Annotated in this window: 13 protein-coding genes and 1 riboswitch; of the genes, 1 reads left to right on the top strand and 12 read right to left on the bottom strand. The window is 42.1% G+C overall.

Annotated features, from left to right (window positions below; genetic code table 11):
• Positions 1-44 precede the first annotated feature (44 nt).
• The 7 genes from PGLA_RS04245 to PGLA_RS04220 all read right to left on the bottom strand — a co-directional run bounded on the left by PGLA_RS04245 (position 45) and on the right by PGLA_RS04220 (position 7,799).
• Positions 45-1,529, bottom strand: coding sequence for a methyl-accepting chemotaxis protein (locus PGLA_RS04245; protein WP_068529174.1), 1,485 nt, complete (start codon positions 1,527-1,529; stop codon positions 45-47).
• A 25-nt stretch (positions 1,530-1,554) separates the two neighbouring features.
• Positions 1,555-2,118, bottom strand: a complete 564-nt coding sequence (locus PGLA_RS04240) for a hypothetical protein (RefSeq protein ID WP_068529172.1) — start codon at positions 2,116-2,118, stop codon at positions 1,555-1,557.
• 220 nt (positions 2,119-2,338) lie between these two features.
• Complete coding sequence (locus PGLA_RS04235; protein ID WP_425415338.1) at positions 2,339-3,538, bottom strand: stalk domain-containing protein; 1,200 nt, start codon at positions 3,536-3,538, stop codon at positions 2,339-2,341.
• 245 nt (positions 3,539-3,783) lie between these two features.
• Positions 3,784-4,977 carry a cell wall-binding repeat-containing protein gene (locus PGLA_RS04230; RefSeq protein ID WP_245699698.1) on the bottom strand — a complete coding sequence of 398 codons (1,194 nt, stop codon included), beginning with the start codon at positions 4,975-4,977 and terminating at the stop codon, positions 3,784-3,786.
• A gap of 176 nt (positions 4,978-5,153) precedes the next feature.
• Positions 5,154-5,294, bottom strand: a complete 141-nt coding sequence (locus PGLA_RS27840) for a sensor histidine kinase (RefSeq protein WP_211269497.1) — start codon at positions 5,292-5,294, stop codon at positions 5,154-5,156.
• A 46-nt stretch (positions 5,295-5,340) separates the two neighbouring features.
• Entirely contained in the window at positions 5,341-7,077 is a 1,737-nt protein-coding gene (locus tag PGLA_RS04225) for a sensor histidine kinase (RefSeq protein ID WP_068529164.1), read from the bottom strand.
• A complete protein-coding gene (locus tag PGLA_RS04220; protein ID WP_068529161.1) occupies positions 7,074-7,799 on the bottom strand; it encodes a response regulator transcription factor in 726 nt (241 codons plus the stop codon). The genes PGLA_RS04225 and PGLA_RS04220 overlap by 4 nt, the downstream gene beginning before the upstream one ends.
• A 142-nt stretch (positions 7,800-7,941) precedes the next feature.
• Here PGLA_RS04220 and PGLA_RS04215 point away from each other — a divergent pair, with 142 nt between their 5' ends.
• On the top strand, positions 7,942-9,153 hold the full coding sequence (locus tag PGLA_RS04215; RefSeq protein ID WP_145939469.1) for a DUF418 domain-containing protein: 1,212 nt from the start codon (positions 7,942-7,944) through the stop codon (positions 9,151-9,153).
• Between the two features lie 171 nt (positions 9,154-9,324).
• On the opposite strand, the gene thiC is transcribed toward PGLA_RS04215, so the two are convergent.
• The 5 genes from thiC to PGLA_RS04190 all read right to left on the bottom strand — a co-directional run bounded on the left by thiC (position 9,325) and on the right by PGLA_RS04190 (position 19,984).
• Positions 9,325-11,094 carry a phosphomethylpyrimidine synthase ThiC gene (thiC, locus tag PGLA_RS04210; RefSeq protein ID WP_145939468.1) on the bottom strand — a complete coding sequence of 590 codons (1,770 nt, stop codon included), beginning with the start codon at positions 11,092-11,094 and terminating at the stop codon, positions 9,325-9,327.
• 196 nt (positions 11,095-11,290) lie between these two features.
• A riboswitch (TPP riboswitch) is annotated at positions 11,291-11,400 on the bottom strand.
• A 79-nt stretch (positions 11,401-11,479) separates the two neighbouring features.
• Positions 11,480-11,971: a hypothetical protein gene (locus PGLA_RS04205; protein ID WP_068529155.1), complete on the bottom strand. Its 492-nt coding sequence runs from the start codon at positions 11,969-11,971 to the stop codon at positions 11,480-11,482.
• 242 nt (positions 11,972-12,213) lie between these two features.
• The gene (locus PGLA_RS04200) at positions 12,214-17,178 is read right to left on the bottom strand and encodes a DUF4132 domain-containing protein (protein WP_084410739.1); all 4,965 of its coding nucleotides are present in this window, start codon (positions 17,176-17,178) and stop codon (positions 12,214-12,216) included.
• 16 nt (positions 17,179-17,194) lie between these two features.
• Positions 17,195-17,614 carry a hypothetical protein gene (locus PGLA_RS04195; protein ID WP_068529148.1) on the bottom strand — a complete coding sequence of 140 codons (420 nt, stop codon included), beginning with the start codon at positions 17,612-17,614 and terminating at the stop codon, positions 17,195-17,197.
• Between the two features lie 306 nt (positions 17,615-17,920).
• Positions 17,921-19,984 (bottom strand): methyl-accepting chemotaxis protein, encoded by a 2,064-nt coding sequence (locus tag PGLA_RS04190; RefSeq protein ID WP_245699697.1) that lies wholly within the window; start codon positions 19,982-19,984, stop codon positions 17,921-17,923.
• Between the last annotated feature and the right edge of the window lie 21 nt (positions 19,985-20,005).

The raw sequence follows: 20,005 nt of genomic DNA, 5'->3' as shown, positions 1-20,005 counted from the left end.
GAATCAATGGTCTAGTAGGGCTCTTTCATATTCTTATGACTATGTTAATGCGTGGAGACCAGTTGTTTCAATTCTGATATCAATTGATCCAACTTAATGTAATCTTCCACGATAGTACCTATTTTGTGATCCTGTGTTTCCATGCTTCCATACACTTCTTCCACAGCTGCCATGTTCTGCTGCGTCGTAGCGGCAATATTAGTTATATCATCTGATATGCCCAACTGTCGTTCATGAAGGCGGTTCGCAGAATTACCGACAATGTTAGAATGCACCTTCACTCGATCCGCGTTCTCATTAATACTCGAAATGAGCTGTCGAACCTCCTGCGACACCTTACTGCTCTCTGTCACTGCCGTCTGACCACGTTGAACCTGAACATCGACTGCATTTATTTGACTGCGTATGCCAGACAGAATCCCATCAATTTCATTCGCAGCATTACGTGAACTTGTCGCAAGCTTACGAACTTCATTCGATACGACTGCGAACCCTTGACCGTGCTCACCAGCACGAGCTGCTTCAATAGCTGCATTAAGTGCAAGTAGATTCGTCTGTTCAGAAATATCGCTAATGGTTCCAACAATAGAGCTAACACGTTCATTCTCCTTGTTCAGAAGCTCCATGATCTCCACGGTATGAACGATAATCTGTCTTACACTTTCTACTTCTGAAGATAAGATTTCCATCTGTGTACTACTCTGCTCGGTCAAAGCCGCATTATCCACGGAATATTGTTGCAATTGTGTCGTTCCGTCTAATAACTCTTTCACATCATCCTTGATGATGTGAGTCGTCTCGCTTACATTCATGACGTTGCCCGTCTGTCTCTCAATAGCTACCGCCATTTCTGAGAAGGTATGAGTCACTTCCTTAGAAATGTTACCTGTAACACGAACATTCTCTTGTTGTCTTTCACTAAATTCGTTCAGCATCAAGATAGAACCTTTCAACTTTTCAAGTAACGCATCCGCCGTATTCTTAGCCACAAGCGTCTCCTCTTGCTCTTTTACCACCTGTTGCTGCAATTTTTTACTAAATTTAGCTGAGAAGGCAAGCGCAGCTGTAGCAAATGCAAGATACAAGTAGATATAGACTAAGGATTCACTAGGAAACAACTGTTCTCGTAATGAAGGGACCATGAACAGATATGTACTTACAGCTGCACCTAGAATTCCATTAAATATAATAGGCTTATGATCTTGATATAGCGTCATTAATGCTAAATTAACATAGACTAAAAAATATGTACTAATAATAGGCTTAGGATCTGAGACAATTAGAAAGAGTACGATTAAAGTGATTATACTCGCTACAAAATATTTTATGTATGGAACTCCAATTTGACGATAGGTCATAAAAGTCGCAATACCACATGCAACTGACCCCAAACCTGCTAACATTAGAATCATTTGAATATCTAGCCCAATGGCGAAATCCGTAACGATACCAAGTGCAAGCATTCCCCACAAGATCTTAATGAACAACCGATTACGTTTATTTAGTTCTGAAAGCGTTGATACATCCATGAATATCTCTTCCTTTACTGTAAGCTTATTTGATTGTTTCCCGTGTTTGACTTGTCTCTTGTGGACAAGTAATCCATGGATACTGTTTTTTATTATTATACATTTCCTCTAAATCAATAATAACGGGTACGACATAATCACCCTTATAAAACACTTTGCCTCCAACCTTCTCGAAGGGTACTTGGAACGTAATACGGAGGGCTCGTAGAAATACAGGCTCCATCATAGCCACATAATATCGTATTTTCTTTTCTTCTCCATATAGAATAGATCCTGATAGGAGATCTGCAATATTATGACCTCGATATTGATTAAGCACCGCAATCTTATCAATCTCAGCTACCGCTCCTTCTGCATGTATAAGTTTTGGATGATCCGCAAAGGGCGCCGTCTGATTGATCACACTATTGTGAATACTGTAAGGCTTAATTTCGGAGGTACCTATATAGTCACCCTCCTCCGTAACGATTACAAACCGTTCCAAGACCTGTTCGGTAAAATCAAGATCAAATCCTTTTTCCAACCAAACGGTTGTCCAAATGTTATTAAACCGATCTAACTCCCCTTTACTTTCTACACGTTTGAACATAATTCCTACTCCTTTCTCTCGAAGTAAAAAACATATATCTACATTCATATCGGAATAAATCGATAAAAAATGTAGTTGCAGTTCTATGTCTTTAGATTAGAGAATGCAGATCAAACTACAATTTCTCGATGGAAGCGCTACATAAATATGACCTAAGCGATTCCCCTAAATAACACCAAGGAAATTACTTAGGTCTATGAATATATCGAATGTCTCTCTACTAGAAGACTGATGTATTCATCTCATTCCAGGCTGCCTGCCCTATAATCCCAATTCGCCAGATCGCAATTCCTTTAAGCCCATAACGTTTGGCAAGTCCAATCTTGGCATTCACCGATTGCTCGTTCTCACTAGCCAGAGATATACCTAGAATCAACTTATCTTTACCGACTTCCTTTAATGCCAAAAGAATAGCCTCATCTACCTTCGCAAGTGGTTCTGGACTTTTCTCATCCTCATAAGCATATCCCATAATAATCAAGTCATCAGCGAGGCTCGCAAGCGTCTTATAATCATAGCCCGAATATGCACTGTTCAAAGGATGAAGGACGATGCTGAGCTTAAGACCTACTTGATCTGCCTTTAATGATAAGTTCTTAATAAATGCGTTGTAGTCCGAACGTGCTTTGGCTTTGTCGCCGCTCCAACCCAGACCCTCTAGATCGAGCACGATCCCTTTAAAGCCTTTTTGTGAAGCGGTATCCACGATGGAAGTGATAGTCTTGTTCTGAAGTTCCTTATCTTCTAAGTTTTTGGTAAGCTCCAAGCCTCCATCAACCGAATACACCATCAGATAAGGTGTCGTCCCCTGCTCGTTCGTTTCTTGAATAATGGATTCTGGTGTAACAGTTCCAGCTGCCTGCGGCCATCTATATTCCTTACCCTCCGTGGTAAACTGACCCTCTTTATCAATTCGGCTCCAGCCAAACGCAACAGAATCAAAGGAAGGAATCATAGATCGTTCGTCAAATGAAGACAACGCATAAAACCCCATTGTATATATGTCCTCTTTCGGCGATGTAATGGATACCGTCTTTGTCACTTGATCCCACGCGACGACTGCTCCAAACTGAGTACTAAAAAAGCTTAAAGGGATCAACGTGTTACCGTTTACCGTTTGCGGAGAGGCTATCAATTTTACGATCCTACCATCAACTACCGCATTCTTACTTCCCATCGTGAGTACGACTTGTTTGGTACCAGCTGCACCCGACTTAGATGCTGTAATTTCCTGTTTAGCCTGATTCCACACAACCTTAACACCAAGTGCTTCAGATATGGCCCGAAACGGAACCATCGTTGTCCCATCCTTAACCGTTGGCTGTACCGGAAATGGAAGTTGATATTCATCCAACATAATACTTACCTTACCGGATTGATTGGGTGCTGCTTCACTTGTGCTGGTACTTAAAGCAGCCATGCCACCTACGGCGATGATAGAACATAATAATATTTGAGCAAATCGTTTCATGGTCAGTCTCCTATTCTATGAATAATCTAAATATAGTAGATGAGAAACTATCAATTCTCATTTTACCTCAATATGGTAGATTTATCTATAATATAGGACTCTTTGTCGAATAAGAGTACATAACAAAAACCTCGTGAGCTTGAGTAAGCTACGAAGTCCTTGTTGATTTCTATTCTGTAAAGAACCGAGCAATCTTAATGGCCAGAATGAGTATTTTCTCCAGAAGCAGATGTGATTTCCAACATATCATCAATTTCACTTTGCGCACCATCAGAAATCGTGTTGCTATCGCCAGTCAACCAGGCATGATTGTAAGGTCCTTCTGCTGGCGAGTTTTGAAATTTAGGCTGAAGAGACATCGTATAAGCCATAACAGAATTCGGCATCCCCTTTGTATCTGTAAATATCAGTGGTGCATGTTTCCCCAAATGAGAGAATGGTGCTGCCGCAATAGCTAACATCGTAGAGTCCTTCGTCAAAAAGGATAAATTATGGCCAGGCTCCGTTATTCCCCACCCGAATTGATTCGTTGAATCCTTGAACTGTGCAAAAGCAATGGCATTCTCATATGGATCATTACCAGAAATACGAGTTACCGATCCGTATGTTCTTAGTTCATTCTCCACTTTTGCCGATATCACGGATTCAGGACCTAGTACATAAATCGAGGCTTTTCCATTCCGTTGTTGTAGTGCATCCATTGTTGGCTTAGGAATTTCACTTTTGGTTACATAGAGCAATGGCTCAGGCATATGCGCTATCCAATTTACAGCAGGGAGCGTATACTCAGAATCATCCATCGATCCAATAATAACCGATTGGGGTAGTTCCCCAGCTGCCTTTCCATAATAGGAATCAATCGCTTGCGCCACAGCCGCAGGCTCATCACCTTCAATTCTATCTACCTTTAGATTCAAAGAACCTAATTGTTCTTCCACATTAGAAGCAATCGGACCAACTAGCACCACTTGTATTCCATTATTTCCTTCAGCGCCCTTAGGATCCAAACGTTTCAGTTCATTTAGGGTTTCCGTAGGAACTCCCTCTTTATTGATATAAAGAATAGGGCCATTGTTAGGATGATGGATTAAATCGGCACTTGCTGCTGCAATCTGCCAATTACTCACATCTGTTAGCACAACACTCGAAGGTCTATTGTTCTCACCTTGAGCTGTCCAAAGCGTACGGGAGACCACAACTGCCGCCTCAATGGGATCAGATGTATTCACACGTGTCGTATTTTTGGTAGCTATCCAAGGTAGTGCGACTGCGCTGTTATTTACTTGATCAGATTTAGCTGTAGAAGCGTTATCACCTAATTGACAGCCGGTTAAGGCAACACTTAGAAGTAACGTTAAAGTGCCTAAGATTACTCTCTTTTTCATCATAATTCCCCCAAATTTAATATTTCTTCTCACGAATGATTACTACTTTACCCTATAAATGTGTAGAAATAATGTGGAAATCACTTCATAATTCAAGAATTAAAAGGATATCTTTATCAACAGAAAAAGACCCCCATTGCATTAACATGATGAATTGTTAATGTCATGTGGATCTTTCCCTACATCTGTTTAGAAATATCAATACATATCTTTGTGCTTACATTCATTTCGCTTTCAATCGTAATCCCATACGGTTCTCCATAGTACAATTTAATACGTTCATGGACATTTTTCAGACCATATCCCGTTTTCGTCAGCATATAACAAACAATTAATTTTCTCATTATCCATACCCTTTTGTTAAGCTCATTTAGTTGGAAGATATACAAAAATAGTCGTGCCTCTGCCAATCGTAGAGCGTATTTCAATCCGCCCGAGATGAGCTTCGACGATCATTTTGGCTATGCTCATACCAAGACCAGATCCGGCGGTTGTCTCTTCCGTGTTCGTCCCACGGTAATAGCGTTCGAAGAGCTTGCCCATCGTCTCCTCGTCCATACCGCGGCCATTGTCTGACACTTGAATAAAGGCTTCATCATTTAACATACCGCACACTACAGTAATGGTTACACCCGAAGAGTTATGCTTCACCGCATTAGATAGCAGATTATCCATAAGTCGCTGTAGCCATTTTTCGTTGCCGATAACTGGCACGGACTGATCATCGCCCTCGTATTGAAATTCCACATTTGCAAGTGTCACGTCATTCACATATTTTAGAACTGATCTACGCGTTAGCTCACCAAGCTCGATATCATGCTGATCCATGAATATAGCACCTTGTTTTAATTGGTAAATATGTGAAAAGTCGGTGATCAGGTCCAGCATGTAGTCACCCTTCTCGCGAATCATCTTGCCCATCTCCTGAAGTTCCTCTTGACTCCAAACCGCTGGCGAGCTTTCCAAAATGTAGCCATAACCCTGTATAGTCGATAGAGGCGTTCGTAGGTCATGCGAAATACCACTCATCCATTCCTCACGGGTCTTCTCTAATTGAAAGCGATCTTTCTCCGTTTGCGCGAGCTGCTCGGCCATTTGATAGAAGGATTGAATGACCTCTCGATATAGACGATAACGGATACGGAGCTTGCCATTTTTACGAAACACCCTGCGACGATCCTTCGGCGTGAGCACTTCCGCATAGAGTCCTTTACCCATTCGCTCGAACCAGCCTGTAAACAGAATAAGGGGCTGAGCGTAGCGATAGCCGTGCCAGATTGAAATGGCGAGTGACAACACGAGGATCGAGCCACCTACCCAAATGAAGATATTAATGAACTCTTTCAAAATAGGCTGATCGTTGAAACTTCCTGGTTGATTGGGGGTATGAACGATCCATGTCATTGCATTCTTATCTGATTGATAAACGACCACATTCGTATCGAAATTTCCAGGGGCCTGCTTCATCGATAAGATCTCCAGTGGCTCGTAGCTATCCATAGAGGATGAGGGTTTGCCAATCGTTTGAATACTTTCACCCTCCAGATTGACGATCGTTAAGTAACTGTTTGTCTCCTGTAATTCTTTGAGTAGTGTTTCCTTATAACCTTCGGCAACGATTCCGTTCTCTTGATAGCTGTCATACCACAGCGCGAGCTGCTCCTGACGAGGATTCTCAAATCCGAGTAGGAATAATAGAGGCGATTCATACGAGTTATCCAGCTTCATATTAACGAAGTAATGATTGTATTTCCCCGTTTCTTGAAGCGTTAGCAGCTGAGTGACTGAATAAGCTGTAGGTTGATCTGAATCCGTATTCACTTCATAAATGACGTCCCCTTTAGATCCGAGGACCTGTAACCACATGTTTTTTTCCTTAATGAACTTACTCCAATACGAGGGGAACTTAAGCGTATCATTCTGGTAGTAAGTTTCACTTATGACGGAATCAAGCGCAGCCACGGGAAGGTTACGTTTAAGCTCTTCATTTGTGATTTTATTAATCAAGACGAGGAAGAGTATCGTCATCGAGATGAAGACGAGAATCGAGTACACAATGAGTTGGTATGTAAAATGGAAAGCCATCCTGCGCTGTATCTTCATACGTTGATCGGCTCCTTAACCAGCTTATAGCCTAGTCCGCGGATAGTCAGCAGATGGGTAGGCAAACTCGGATCATGCTCAATCCGTTCGCGAATGCGGCGAATATGGACCATCACCGTATTATCATCTCCAAGTCCGTCGATCCCCCACACGGCTTCATATAGTTGCGCTTTAGAGAAGACAATGCCGGGATTTTTGCAGAAATACAGTAGCAGCTGGAACACTTGAGCTGGACAGGTAACAACAGCACCATCCACAAGTAGCTCCCCTGCAGCTTCATTTAATTGAAAGCGGCCATAGCTATACACGGTTTGTGCCACAGTATTGCTTCTTGCCGCAGGTTTACCAATTTCATCAATGCGCCGTAGACGCGCCTTAATACGAGCGGCTATCTCAAGCGGATTAAACGGCTTCGTAATGTAATCATCGCCACCCATCGCGAATCCAGTCAGAACGTCCAGATCAGACACTTTGGCAGTCAAAAATAAAATATGTGGATTGCCTAATTGACGGATTTGCGAGCATAATTCAAAACCACTACCGTCCGGTAGCATAACATCCAGCAGAACGATGTCGGCTCCGTTACGAGCAATCGTATCGAGTGCTTCTTGGCAGGTTCCAGCTGTATATAGTTGGTGAAATCCTTCCTTTTGGAGCACAAGTTGCAGCATTTTTACAATAGAAGGTTCATCATCAACGATAACTATTTTATTCATATTCATTCTTCATCACCTGATGTAATGCTAGCATATAAACCTTAACATCTGTTGAACAAAGTTAGAAAAAATTAAGTTCATGTTATGGTTCTGTTCCTTAGCTGTTCAGCTTGATTGATTATGATTTGTAAGAGAGGTGATGGTAAAGATGAATCAAATAGACACAGGAAACCGCATTCGCGTTATAGATGCGATTCGCGGCTTCTGCTTACTTGGTATACTTATTGCAAATATGCTCATTTTCCAGTATGGGATGTTCGGACAAGGGGAACTACAGCAATTTAACCCTACAAGTATGGACACGATATCGCATCATGTATTGAAAATTATAGTTGAAGGAAGCTTTATGCCGATCTTTATGTTCCTGTTTGGCTATAGCTTATATAAGCTTCGGGGAAGCTTGGTGAAGCGTAACTTAAAGCCCGGGTGGGCGTTATCTCGACGCTTCCTCATGCTTATCGCATTAGGCTTGATGCACAGCTTTTTGTTATGGGAGGGTGACATTTTATTAGCCTACGGGGTAATGGGTTTCACTTTGCTGCTATTCGTTAAGAGAAAGCCTAAGACGCTAATCATATGGGGAATCATACTGAGCATATTGATGGCGGGTCTAAGCTATGGTATCGAGAAGAAGACAGTTAAAGAAGAGACGCGGATGCAGGAGTATGTTGCAACATCTATGGAAGTCTATGGTGGGGGGACCTATCAAGAGATTGCTAAGTTTCGTTTTAATGAGGATCCGCTTGATTTGCCATCAGGCGCTATCATCATCGTAATGTTTATTGCACCGCTCTTTCTGCTTCCGATGTTCTTGTTCGGGATTGCCGCGGCAAACAAACAATGGTTTCACAATCCACGGCGAGAAAGACGTAGATACGTGTGGGCGACGGCAATCCTTCTGCCGCTTGGTCTAACGTTTAAGAGCATAGCGGAACTCCAACCAGAATCCGCTTGGAGCGGCGTATTTCTTACAGCGGGAGGGCAGCTTCTCGCACTTGGATATATTTTTGCGCTAGCACTGGTGTTATCGCACTTATCGAAGAGATCGGTGCTCGTATCAGCGTTTGAAGCGGTCGGTCGCATGTCGATGACGAACTATTTGATGCAAACCGTCATTTGTACGACCTTATTTTATGGTTATGGGCTAGGTTGGTTCGGACAAATCGGCATTGTGAACGGCTTTCTATTGGCCTTGCTCATATATACTGTGCAAGCTGTACTAACGAGCCTGCTACTACGACGATTTAAGAACGGCCCAATCGAGAGACTTCTTAGGATGTGGACTTATCTCTCACTCAACGGCAAGCCACGTGCTTCGCATAAGGTTGTTCATGATCCAAATTTGAATACTCCAGTGTAATAAAGAAGTAGAACTTGCCATTGCATATATTCGCATCATAAATGTAATAGACCCGAAAGACGGACACATGGTTTCACAGTGTCTATCTTCGGGTCTATCCATCGTTAATCCTAATTCTGGATAATTCCAGCGGAGAAGTTATTGACCGTCTCCAGTTCGCTTGAGCCTTATCTATTTATAAATGACGTTACCGCCTTTTTTAAATTCTTCTGCTTTCTCAAGCATTCCTGCCTCTATTGTTTCCCGTTCCTCTAGCTGTAAAGCTCTCGTAGAATCTCTAATATCGTGAGAAATCCTCATACTACAAAATTTCGGTCCGCACATGGAACAGAAGTGAGCCGTCTTAGCTCCTTCAGCGGGCAGTGTCTCATCATGATATTCGAGAGCTCGTTCAGGATCCAATGACAAATGAAATTGATCCCGCCAACGAAACTCGAAACGAGCTTTCGAGAGAGCGTTATCTCGATCTTGTGCACCCTTATGTCCTTTTGCCAAGTCGGCGGCATGAGCCGCTATTTTATAAGTGATTACCCCTTCTCGTACATCTTCCTTGTTCGGTAGACCAAGATGCTCCTTCGGAGTGACATAACATAACATTGCTGTGCCGAACCAACCGATCATCGCTGCACCAATGGCAGAGGTAATATGGTCATAACCTGGTGCGATATCTGTCGTAAGTGGACCTAATGTATAAAATGGCGCCTCATTACAAATTTCAAGTTGCTTATCCATGTTCTCTTTTATCAAATGCATAGGTACATGTCCCGGCCCTTCGACCATCACTTGAACATCATGACTCCAAGCAATTGCCGTTAATTCACCTAACGTCTCTAATTCAGCAAATTGTGCTTCATCATTAGCATCAGCAATCGAACCAGGACGTAAGCCATCCCCTAGGGAAAAAGAGACATCATACATTTTCATGATCTCACATATGTCTTCAAAATGTGTATACAGAAAGTTCTCTTGATGATGTGCAAGACACCATGCGGCCATAATCGAGCCACCTCTTGAAACAATGCCTGTCATTCGCTCTGCTGTCATCGGAATATAACGAAGTAGAACGCCCGCATGAATGGTGAAATAATCAACGCCTTGTTCTGCTTGCTCGATGAGTGTATCACGGTAAACTTCCCACGTTAAATCCTCCGCTTTGCCATTCACTTTTTCCAGTGCTTGATAAATTGGTACCGTACCAATAGGCACAGGAGAATTGCGAACGATCCACTCGCGTGTCGTGTGAATGTTTTTACCCGTGGATAGATCCATAATGTTGTCTGCGCCCCAACGTGTCGCCCATCTCATCTTCTCCACTTCTTCCTCTATGGAAGAGGATACAGCGGAGTTTCCAATGTTGGCATTGATCTTAACTAAGAAATTTCGCCCAATAATCATAGGTTCGCTCTCAGGGTGATTGATGTTCGCTGGGATGATTGCGCGACCACGAGCTACTTCATCTCTTACAAATTCCGGTGTCACATTCTCGCGTATAGCGACGTATTCCATCTCCGCTGTGATGATGCCCTTACGTGCATAATGCATTTGAGTGACATTTTGTTCTCTCTTCGCTCGTAGAGGTTTCCTTTGGAGCGCTGGAAACACTTCCGCCGCAGTTTTACCGTTAGCGTAGCCGTTATCTTCAGGTTTCACAGTTCTTCCTTCGTACGCTTCTGCATCTCCTCGTTCCTCGATCCACCGTAAACGGTTAGGTTCCAAACCCTGTCGGATATCGGTTTGAATGTCAGCATCCGTGTAAGCGCCACTTGTATCATAGACATGGATCGGTGTATTCTCCTCTTCTCCATGTACGCCCGAAGTTGGACTAAGTGTAATTTCCCTCATTGGTACCTGAATGTCTGGACGTGAACCCTTTACATATACTTTTTGACTTGCTGGAAAAGCCGATAAATTGATTGGTTTCTTCTTCATTTCGCTTGTCATCTCATTTCCTCCTAAGTAAAGGTGATTTGATCAAGCGGAGTACAGTCTACTCTAACAAGTAGAAACGGCTTCGCCGTCCTTATAAAGACGGTATCCATTTCAGCGAGAAATATAAGAAAGTATAAGATAAAATTTATACTTTCTTATATTTAGAAAAGGCCGCATCTGAGTAAGATGCGGCCTTAGAGTAGACAAATAGAAATAAAACTCCATTTCCTCCGCTGGCATTATCCAGATCAGGTTTGACGGTCGATAGTTATAACTATCCTCTCAGCCTGGTCCCACCAAGCTCCCGTGACGATATAATTGCTACATAAAGTATAACGTAATAGCTATTTATTTACAATTCATTTCCAAGTTGAATGTTACGCTTTGGCTAAGGGTCTTACATAGACCGAATCTCTCTAGTAACATCATATATATTGTGGGGCTTGGCGAAAATGGTATTACTCAGCGCAAGAAACGTGTTGAAGGGACCTTTGGGAACAGCCCATAATCCAAAGATGAGGGTAAATCCAATAAATAGTATCGCGATGAGCGGTGTTGGATGATATTCCTTAATATAATAGCTGGTATAATTCCGATAACTAATGATGCCAAGGGAAATGCATATCTCATAACGAATGAATTCAGTCTGATTATCTATGAGGAACCCGTTGTAAGTCGCGCCGGAATCCCTAATCTGATCGTGATTATCTCTCATCCATTCCCTTAGTCTCTTGGTATGCCGTTCATCATATTTAAATAAAATAAAAAATATGAGACACACGATAGCCATTATCACAATACATATAGTCACCTCTGGGTTTCCAGCCTCCAAACTGAAATAGAAACTAGAACCCAAGAAAATAAAGAATACTAACAGTAGATTGGTCATCAACACGATTCCTTTCGAAAAATATTTACATATATTTTATTATATTCTCGATCGTCACAATCACCTCCTCTTTATGTGAAATAATGAAATTAATCAACATGGACTTTAGTTAACTTCCGTCCCTGTTCTACAGTTGGCATTGTATACTCACAAAAAAAGAAGTCTCGGCACATGCCGAGGCTTCCCTGTTCATCATAGTATATTCAGCCCATATTCTTTCTTAGGTATCGTTGAGAACTCATTTATGATTGCAATTGCATTAGAATCTGTGGATCTTTAATCTTCTTATCCTCAGCCAACATCACGATCTTGGACAAAATTTCCGCCGTCTTCGGATCTTCATCTATGAAGGGTAAGAATATACGGCCTCTATGCTGTGAATGTACAGGAATGATATGCATAGCGCCTGTAGCTTGTCTGTAAACCATACCGCTACCCAAATGTACCCCATACTCACCCAAGGAACCATCAATTCGAGCATAGTTCCCTTCTAAACGAACGTTATCAATCTTCAAGAGACGAAGTGATTCTCTGACGATCACGCTTCGCATCTCTATCGTAGTCAGACTAGCTTCCGGATCAACGCCTCCAACATGCGCGACGCTCACGACTAAATCTACGTCTCGCATCACTTCTGAGAACAGTATCGGTGGAACTTTATCCAAGGCTACGCTCTTATAGGTATTGCGATCAAAGAATTGAACCGTCTCAAGCGTAGGTGCTTCACTCTCCGAGGGAGAGAACCAATCTGCCATCGCATAGAGATTCGCTATTAGATTCTCCGCATAGTATACCTTCTGTAATCCCTCTTCATAACTAACTGTCCACTGCCGGCCTTTGAGTAAGGAGACTGTCTTTCTCGGCTGAATTTGATGCCCAGCGTATCTGCGAGAGACGGTTTCATTAGCCTGTTCATCCGCATTGGGAAGGTATAACTCACGGAATACCTGTTTGAATGGCTGACGGAGTTGACGATCGAACAGGTCTTTCTGATACTGACTCCAGTGACCACTTTTATATAAATGAAGAGGATGCGCAATGAGGAGTTCCTCTTTGTCTCCGATAAGAACTAATTTACCTGCTGGATCGATAAGTCCGCCTGCAGCTGCATCGAAATATCCCAAAGTCTCTCCCGATTTAAATACTAACGTCCGCAATAGAGGCGTGATGACCGGATTACCTGATAACCCCTTCAACTCTTGCAGCGTAAATGTATTCCCTGATTCCATCGAGCGTTCAAGCTCCTTGCGTGCTCTCCGGTATTGATCTGTTAGTTCAACCTTCATTTCTTTCAAAGCAGTAATATATTCATCTTTCTTGTACTTTGCAGGAACGGATTTCAACTCTTTACCTTTACGCATAATGCCTATCTCTGACTTTCCTTCGTCATCAATAAGAAGCTTCACTGTCGTCTCCTCATCAAGATTATGAGGTTCGAAGAAGGATTGCATATCGTCCAACTTTCGCGCTTCCATATCCCACATGAGTCGAATGACATCGCCATACCCTGCATTTCTCGCCAAATTGCCAAGGGCTATCTGAGAGATCATGCCTTCACTTGCCCGACGCTGAGCACCAAATTTCTTACTCTGCATAAGAAACTGTTGAATGAACTCATACCGCTCACGAATATCTTGTTCTCGATCTTCACGCAATGAAATAAGGCTATAACAGAGCAAGTGATCTTTATTCCGCTTCTCTTCAACGGATTTCTGTATTTCCTTAATATCTAGTTTCCCCAGTGTCGCATCTGCGAACAGCTGTGATCTTCGGTGGTTAGCTCCAGCTGAAATATATTTAGCACAATCGTACAATAAGTCGAATCGCTTCTCTCCCACCGTATCATAAGCCTCTTTAAACCAACTGATATCGAAGGCACCATCATTAAAGTCTTGTGCTGATATCGGTGAATAGTGGGCCACAACCGTCTCCTTCTCAGCTGAGAAGCCTTCATTAATGTGCGCATGGAAATACCAAGCTGCACTACGCAGACCTTCCCAATCTAGATATTTAGCTACAATATCTAACCACTGTGGAGCATACATTGCTGCTTCTAGTAGCCTTTTCTCCGTAATATGATGACCTTCAAGCATTTCTCTCAAACATGTATCATCTTCACCTTCGCGTGGATAACTGATCTTAAGTAGGTGACTGAACGTTTCCTTCTTCGTGATGCTATCTCCATATCCATAGATATAACCACGAATGAAAGTTTCCTGCTGTAAGCCAGATAATATATGAATTAAATGCTCCATACCCTCGATCCGTTCCAACCCCATCGCTAGCGGTGTAACATCAGTCGCTAGATCTCCACGTTCGAGCTCTACCTCAAGAATTCTCTCTACAGCGGTCTGACGAATCGTAACTAACGCAGGCTTGGCATCTATCCAATCATATCGTTTAGATGTAATATTGCGTATATGATTGCGACTGTCTTTACTGCCTACTAATTCCCGATATACTTCTCCTGTACCGATCATTCCCACTTCAAAAGCACGTAAGTAATCCTCTAGATCAAGTACCGAGTCATCGTTTTCTTTCGGATTCATGATATTAAATGCATAGAAAGTATGGAACACTCGCTTGAAGCTGTCATCATCATACATTCGACTACGGACCATTGAGAACCACGGGTTCACTAAGAGCTTGAATATGCCCCATTCATTGGACACCTTCTCCTTAGGCATCAATCGCATCACAGTGTTTAGAGCACCTACGCTCAAATCAAAGGTTGAACGTTTATCACTATCCATGTAGTACGCAAACAATAAGCTGCCGATTTGATTACTATACTTAAATCCTTTAAGTGCATCTTTAATCTCTTGAATCTGAGCAACAGGATACAACTGCTCTGCAAACTCCTTACGCCAACCCTCGAGCAATGTATGCTTCCCAAGCTCAGTGTAATCCATTTCACCGTCCGAGAAATACCGATAATATTGGTTCAGTGTCTGATCAAGAGGTTCCAGTATAGAATAGAAATAGATCTGCATTAAATCAGTAGCCCCTAAATGACTCCGTTCTAAGTAATCTCTCCACACCTCATGCAACGGATACTTCGTTAGCTCTGCCGTATCTTCCTCTTCATCTTGAAATGGACGAAGTCTTCTTAAATCTGCACCGAGCAGCAGCGTATCCTTATAACCAGAGTAATACTCTACCTCATACTCATAATCACGATGATTATGAATCTCTTGCTCCAGCCCAGAGAGGAAAAGAATCACATCTTCAGTCGATAACCTGAAAATATTCTTCCAGTCGAATTCTCCTATTACTGGAGTCTCTGTAAGCCAAGGTTCGATTGTGTTCGGATCGAATAGACCGAAGCCATTCGCTGCTGTATATTCATTCTTTTGACTAAGTCTTCCTATCAATTGCTGTTCCTTAGGTGTGGGATTCTCAATTAAATGAGGCAGCGAACTCAAGCCTTCATACTGCTCCGTTCGTTCACTATCCTCAAAAATCACGACAATCGTCTCCAACCCCGCCAAGCGCTGTAACTCACTCTTACCTTGCAGTAACCGAGTTAGAGAGGCCATCACACTGCCCTCTGGCTGACGCAACAGTAGCTCAATAGCACTTTGACGTAAGGATCCTGTCTTCAACTTCAACAATCCTTCAATTAACTTCAACTCTTCATCCGTTAACGTCAATTTCTTCGCCTTCTCGAGTGCCTTCTCGCGATTAAGCATGCTTTTATCTGATAGGGATGAGAAGATAAATTCACGCTGTGCCGAATGATCCATATTCTGCATGAAATAAGACAACAACTCACCACGCAACTCCGTACTTAATCGATCCTTCAAGGCAATGATTGCGGCGATCCATTCACTGTCCATATCATACGCTGTAAGGTATAGCATCTTACGAATAGGGAGGTCCGGAGTGTAATGAACATGCGTAAAATCCAACACTTTGGAAGGTGCGGATATCTCTTTGTGAGTCATGCCAAGGAACATTCCCATGAGTTGTTCGAATTCAAGTCGACGTTCTTCTTTGTTCTCTAGCAGAGGTATACGCTCAATCGTAATGCTAAGCCCATACTCTTCCTCTCTTCGCCAATTACGTGTGTACTCATAACTATAGTTGGATAGAATCCAATACTGTAATTCAGGGTCCGTAGCATCTAGGTATTGTCTAGCAATCCTATAACGAACATCTCTATTCTCACTATTGGCGAGTACGTACTGTGCAATGATCTTCTGATACAGCGCACCGCGCTCCATCAGGTCCTTAATCCCACTAAATAAATCACGTTCTTCATATACTGCTGTAGCCCATAAACTTAAATAAACGTGGTTCGCATTGTCACTAGACAACCACGACGCACGAACGGATTCATCACTTAAAACATGATATGCTCCCTCTATAAGTTGTCCTGCTACACGTTGATTCGCTGATTCCAGTCCCATTCCTGTCCATACGCCGAGCGCTCTCACGACAGAACTATAGCGAATATAACCTTGATCAATAATGACCTTCAGCATGTATAGATTCGCATCAAGCGTCCCTTCGTCCATTCGTTCCACAATGGATTGCCGAAGCCCCTCTTGCAATCGTGCAGCCGTTAATAGCTCACCCATCATCACATACAAGTCCGATTGGTGACTCATAAATATTCCTTTGATCATCCCATGGGTGAGTAACGCCGTTTGATTATCTCCATATACAATTTCCTTAAGTGCCGCAATGACTTCTGTATTGTTACGATCTAGCTCGAAAGCAATGACGTCACTAATCGTCTGTGCCAAATGATAATTCTGCTTCAATGGATAGTCTGCTAACGTCAAATAATCAATAATTGCGAATTCATGACAATCCATGGATAAAAGCGAACTCATCTTGCTTATCACCTGACCCATATGGGCGCTCCATTCCAATGTACGAAAAGGTCTTCTTTCGTATCCTGTGCCATAAGGGTATTCAGTCGCATGAGTAGTAATATAATCAAAAACTTCTCCCGTGTACACATTCGTAAGTTGCCTCACAACTTTCACCAGTGGTTCGAACAATCCCTCGTTGTTTCCCGCAGCAAGTGAATACAATATCTCTTGGCATTTCAAAAAACACTCTTCATCCTGACGCACATACCCCATTTGCCCCAACTCCGCCACTAACTTCGCTAGTGGAGAAAGATGAGGATCTAACCCCTCTGCTCTTTCTTGTAATAATGCATAATAATGCCTCTCTCGTTCATGCTTCTCCATCATTAATTGTCCCCTTTCACCATAAGCTTCCAGCCAGCATTGTGAACCTGATAAATACAATCTCATCTTCTTCCATAAGCTTAAGTGGTGCTTCCAAAAGACTATTCTCTTCTTCTCGAATAAATACTTTGTATAACCCATCTTCAAAAGCTAATAATGCCGTCTCTACTGCCTTCGCGACATCAGGACTCTGTTCGTTATACACCGACCCGAAACCTACTTTTCCATTCTCTCCACGCGCCTCGATCTCCGCTCCTGTTAAGAATGGTATCAGCTGAGTGCTTTGTTGCTTATCCTTTAACTCCTGAACATTAACATTAACCACTTCCGTAATGAGCTCCCTCAGTGTTGTGGGAACGACTGGAAGTTCTATTCCAATTTTGGTCAGTACATTCTTACGTTTACCCAAGCTTTTAACGGTTACATACAATTTCATAGATGATTTCTCCACCTCGCATTTAGATAATCAAGAGCATTTTGTTTACCTTCCTCTTTGGTAAGTAAAGTTCATCTTCTAATTACATTAAAGAAAGCCTCAGTTATCAATATATTATATAACCATATATTAGATATAACTATCATCGACTTCTTATTTTTTCAACTAAAAATCTAGAAATATCAAGGGTTTCAGCTCTGATCACGCATAACAGAAAAAGACCCACATGACATTAAAATACTGAATCGTTAATGTCATTATGGACCGTTGATCATATTAATTTTTTGCGCAATGGAACCTGGTCTTTTATTTCATTTTGAACTTTGATACAGCTTCCTTCAATTCAAGGCTAAGCTGATCAATTGTTCCTACCATATCAGCAAGCTGCTGAACCATTGAGGATTGCTCATACATCGTTGCTGTCACTTCCTCAACCGATGCTGATACTTCTTCACCTGAAGCAGACAACCCCTGCGTAGCATCCAACACCTCATTTTTGTCTTGCTCCATTAAAGTTATCTCATTAGCCATCTCTTTGATCTGTTCTGTAATTTCAACGACGTTCTCTACAATCGTTTGAAACGCGGACTGCGTATGATTTACATACTCATCCTGCTTTTCTGAAATTCCTTTAATTTCTAACACGCTATCGTTGTTCTCCGACACGAACGACAATGTCTGCTGAATAATATCATAGATTTCATTGGATTGTTTAGAGCTTTGCTCTGCTAATTTCCGAATCTCCGTAGCCACTACCGCAAAACCTTTTCCGTGTTCTCCTGCTCTTGCAGCTTCTATAGAAGCGTTGAGGGCTAGAAGATTTGTTTGTTTAGCAATGGCTGAGATCGCCCCAGTGATGTTACTAATATTCTTAGAGCTCTCCTCTAGCTTCAATGTAATAGATGAGATGATGTGGACTTCTTCTTCATTCTTACGGTTGTTATCCATAAGATTATCTATAACCTCTTTACTACTGTGGAACACTTCCATTATCGCTTCCGTACTGCCTTTTACCGTCTGTGCTCTATGATTAATAGTAACAATCTTATCACCTAGTTGGCTGAACTTCCCGACCATATGTTCCGTGTCATGAGCCTGTGACTCCATAGCCTTAGCAATCTCCATCGTTGTGGTTGAAGTCTCATTAACGGAACGAGATGTCTGCTTAGAGTTTGATTCGAGCTCCGCTGTACTAAAGGTTAATACTTCTATTGAAGCATTCATATTACCAATGAGTGTTTTATTCTGCTCTACCATGCCGTTGAAGCTATCTGCTAGATCTTTGAATTCGCTATTGTACTTACCTTCCGCTGATACCGTTAAATCCCCCGAAGCTAACCTTTTGAATAAGTCGGTTAATCGAAGAATCGGTTTCGTGATCGCACGAGATACCAATATACCACAAGCTACAGCGATCATAACCGCTACTAATGTTGCGATAATAATGTATTGTAGAAGCTGTTCAAGAGGTCTTTCAATATCCTTGTAGCTATCCTCTACAATAACCGACCAATCCGCCTCTGGAATTTTAGTATAGTGCACATAACTTAGCGGCTCATCAATAGTCCCCGTAACAACACCTTTAGTCGCTTTTGCACTAATGGCTTGTGAATATTTCTCCGCATCTATCTTTTTACCAATTAGACTCTTGTCTGTGGATTCATAAATATATGTGCCTTGACGATCGACTATAGAAATCTTTCCCTCACTATTAATTTGGATGTCATCCAATTTCTCCACGAAAAAAGAAGTGTCAACCGTTACGAGAAAGGCACCTATAACTTGACCCTTACTATCTTTAATAGGCTGTGTAAACACAGAAATTAGAGTGTTTGTTGTTCTTGATATGATCGCTTCGCTAATATTGAAATTTCCCTTTAGTGCCTCTTTCAAATATCCACGATCTGAGCGATCTGATTTGACACTATCTGGGGTGCTACTTGCGACAATAATTCCCTTAGTATCCGTTACGGTCAAAGATTGAATGCCTTGTGTCACCTCCAAGCTTTCCCGTAATAGATCAAGAGATTGCGTATACGCTTCATTATTCTTAGAGAAGAATTCGTCATCCGACATTTCATTCTCACTTCTTAGGACAAGTAATTTGCGAAACGTGCCATTAACTGCAAACAAATGCGAGGTCTGCTCCAACAATTGAACTGAGCTATCTAAGCCTTCACCCAGCCGATTCGCATTGGCCACTACTTCATCTGTACTTTTCTTGAGCAATAACTCAGAGCTAATCAGATACGTGGAAAAGCTAGAACTGATTAATACGATCGCCACCAACATACTTATAAGTAGCGGCAGCTTGACTCTTAAAGACATATTTCTGATGCTTTTGTTCCCTTGACCTTTAGTTAATCCCACTTGCTCTCATCTCCAACCTTC

It is taken from the genome of Paenibacillus glacialis (genome assembly GCF_001637205.1).
Classification (GTDB): domain Bacteria; phylum Bacillota; class Bacilli; order Paenibacillales; family Paenibacillaceae; genus Paenibacillus_AQ; species Paenibacillus_AQ glacialis.
This window is presented reverse-complemented; position numbering and strand designations above follow the sequence as displayed.

Bases quoted from the DNA above. Each gene is read 5' to 3' on its own strand.
- PGLA_RS04245 (WP_068529174.1), bottom strand. From the start codon at position 1,529: ATGGATGTATCAACGCTTTCAGAACTAAATAAACGTAATCGGTTGTTC.
- PGLA_RS04240 (WP_068529172.1), bottom strand. From the start codon at position 2,118: ATGTTCAAACGTGTAGAAAGTAAAGGGGAGTTAGATCGGTTTAATAAC.
- PGLA_RS04235 (WP_425415338.1), bottom strand. From the start codon at position 3,538: ATGGCTGCTTTAAGTACCAGCACAAGTGAAGCAGCACCCAATCAATCC.
- PGLA_RS04230 (WP_245699698.1), bottom strand. From the start codon at position 4,977: ATGATGAAAAAGAGAGTAATCTTAGGCACTTTAACGTTACTTCTAAGT.
- PGLA_RS27840 (WP_211269497.1), bottom strand. From the start codon at position 5,294: ATGCTGACGAAAACGGGATATGGTCTGAAAAATGTCCATGAACGTATT.
- PGLA_RS04225 (WP_068529164.1), bottom strand. From the start codon at position 7,077: ATGAAGATACAGCGCAGGATGGCTTTCCATTTTACATACCAACTCATT.
- PGLA_RS04220 (WP_068529161.1), bottom strand. From the start codon at position 7,799: ATGAATATGAATAAAATAGTTATCGTTGATGATGAACCTTCTATTGTA.
- PGLA_RS04215 (WP_145939469.1), top strand. From the start codon at position 7,942: ATGAATCAAATAGACACAGGAAACCGCATTCGCGTTATAGATGCGATT.
- thiC (WP_145939468.1), bottom strand. From the start codon at position 11,094: ATGACAAGCGAAATGAAGAAGAAACCAATCAATTTATCGGCTTTTCCA.
- PGLA_RS04205 (WP_068529155.1), bottom strand. From the start codon at position 11,971: ATGACCAATCTACTGTTAGTATTCTTTATTTTCTTGGGTTCTAGTTTC.
- PGLA_RS04200 (WP_084410739.1), bottom strand. From the start codon at position 17,178: ATGGAGAAGCATGAACGAGAGAGGCATTATTATGCATTATTACAAGAA.
- PGLA_RS04195 (WP_068529148.1), bottom strand. From the start codon at position 17,614: ATGAAATTGTATGTAACCGTTAAAAGCTTGGGTAAACGTAAGAATGTA.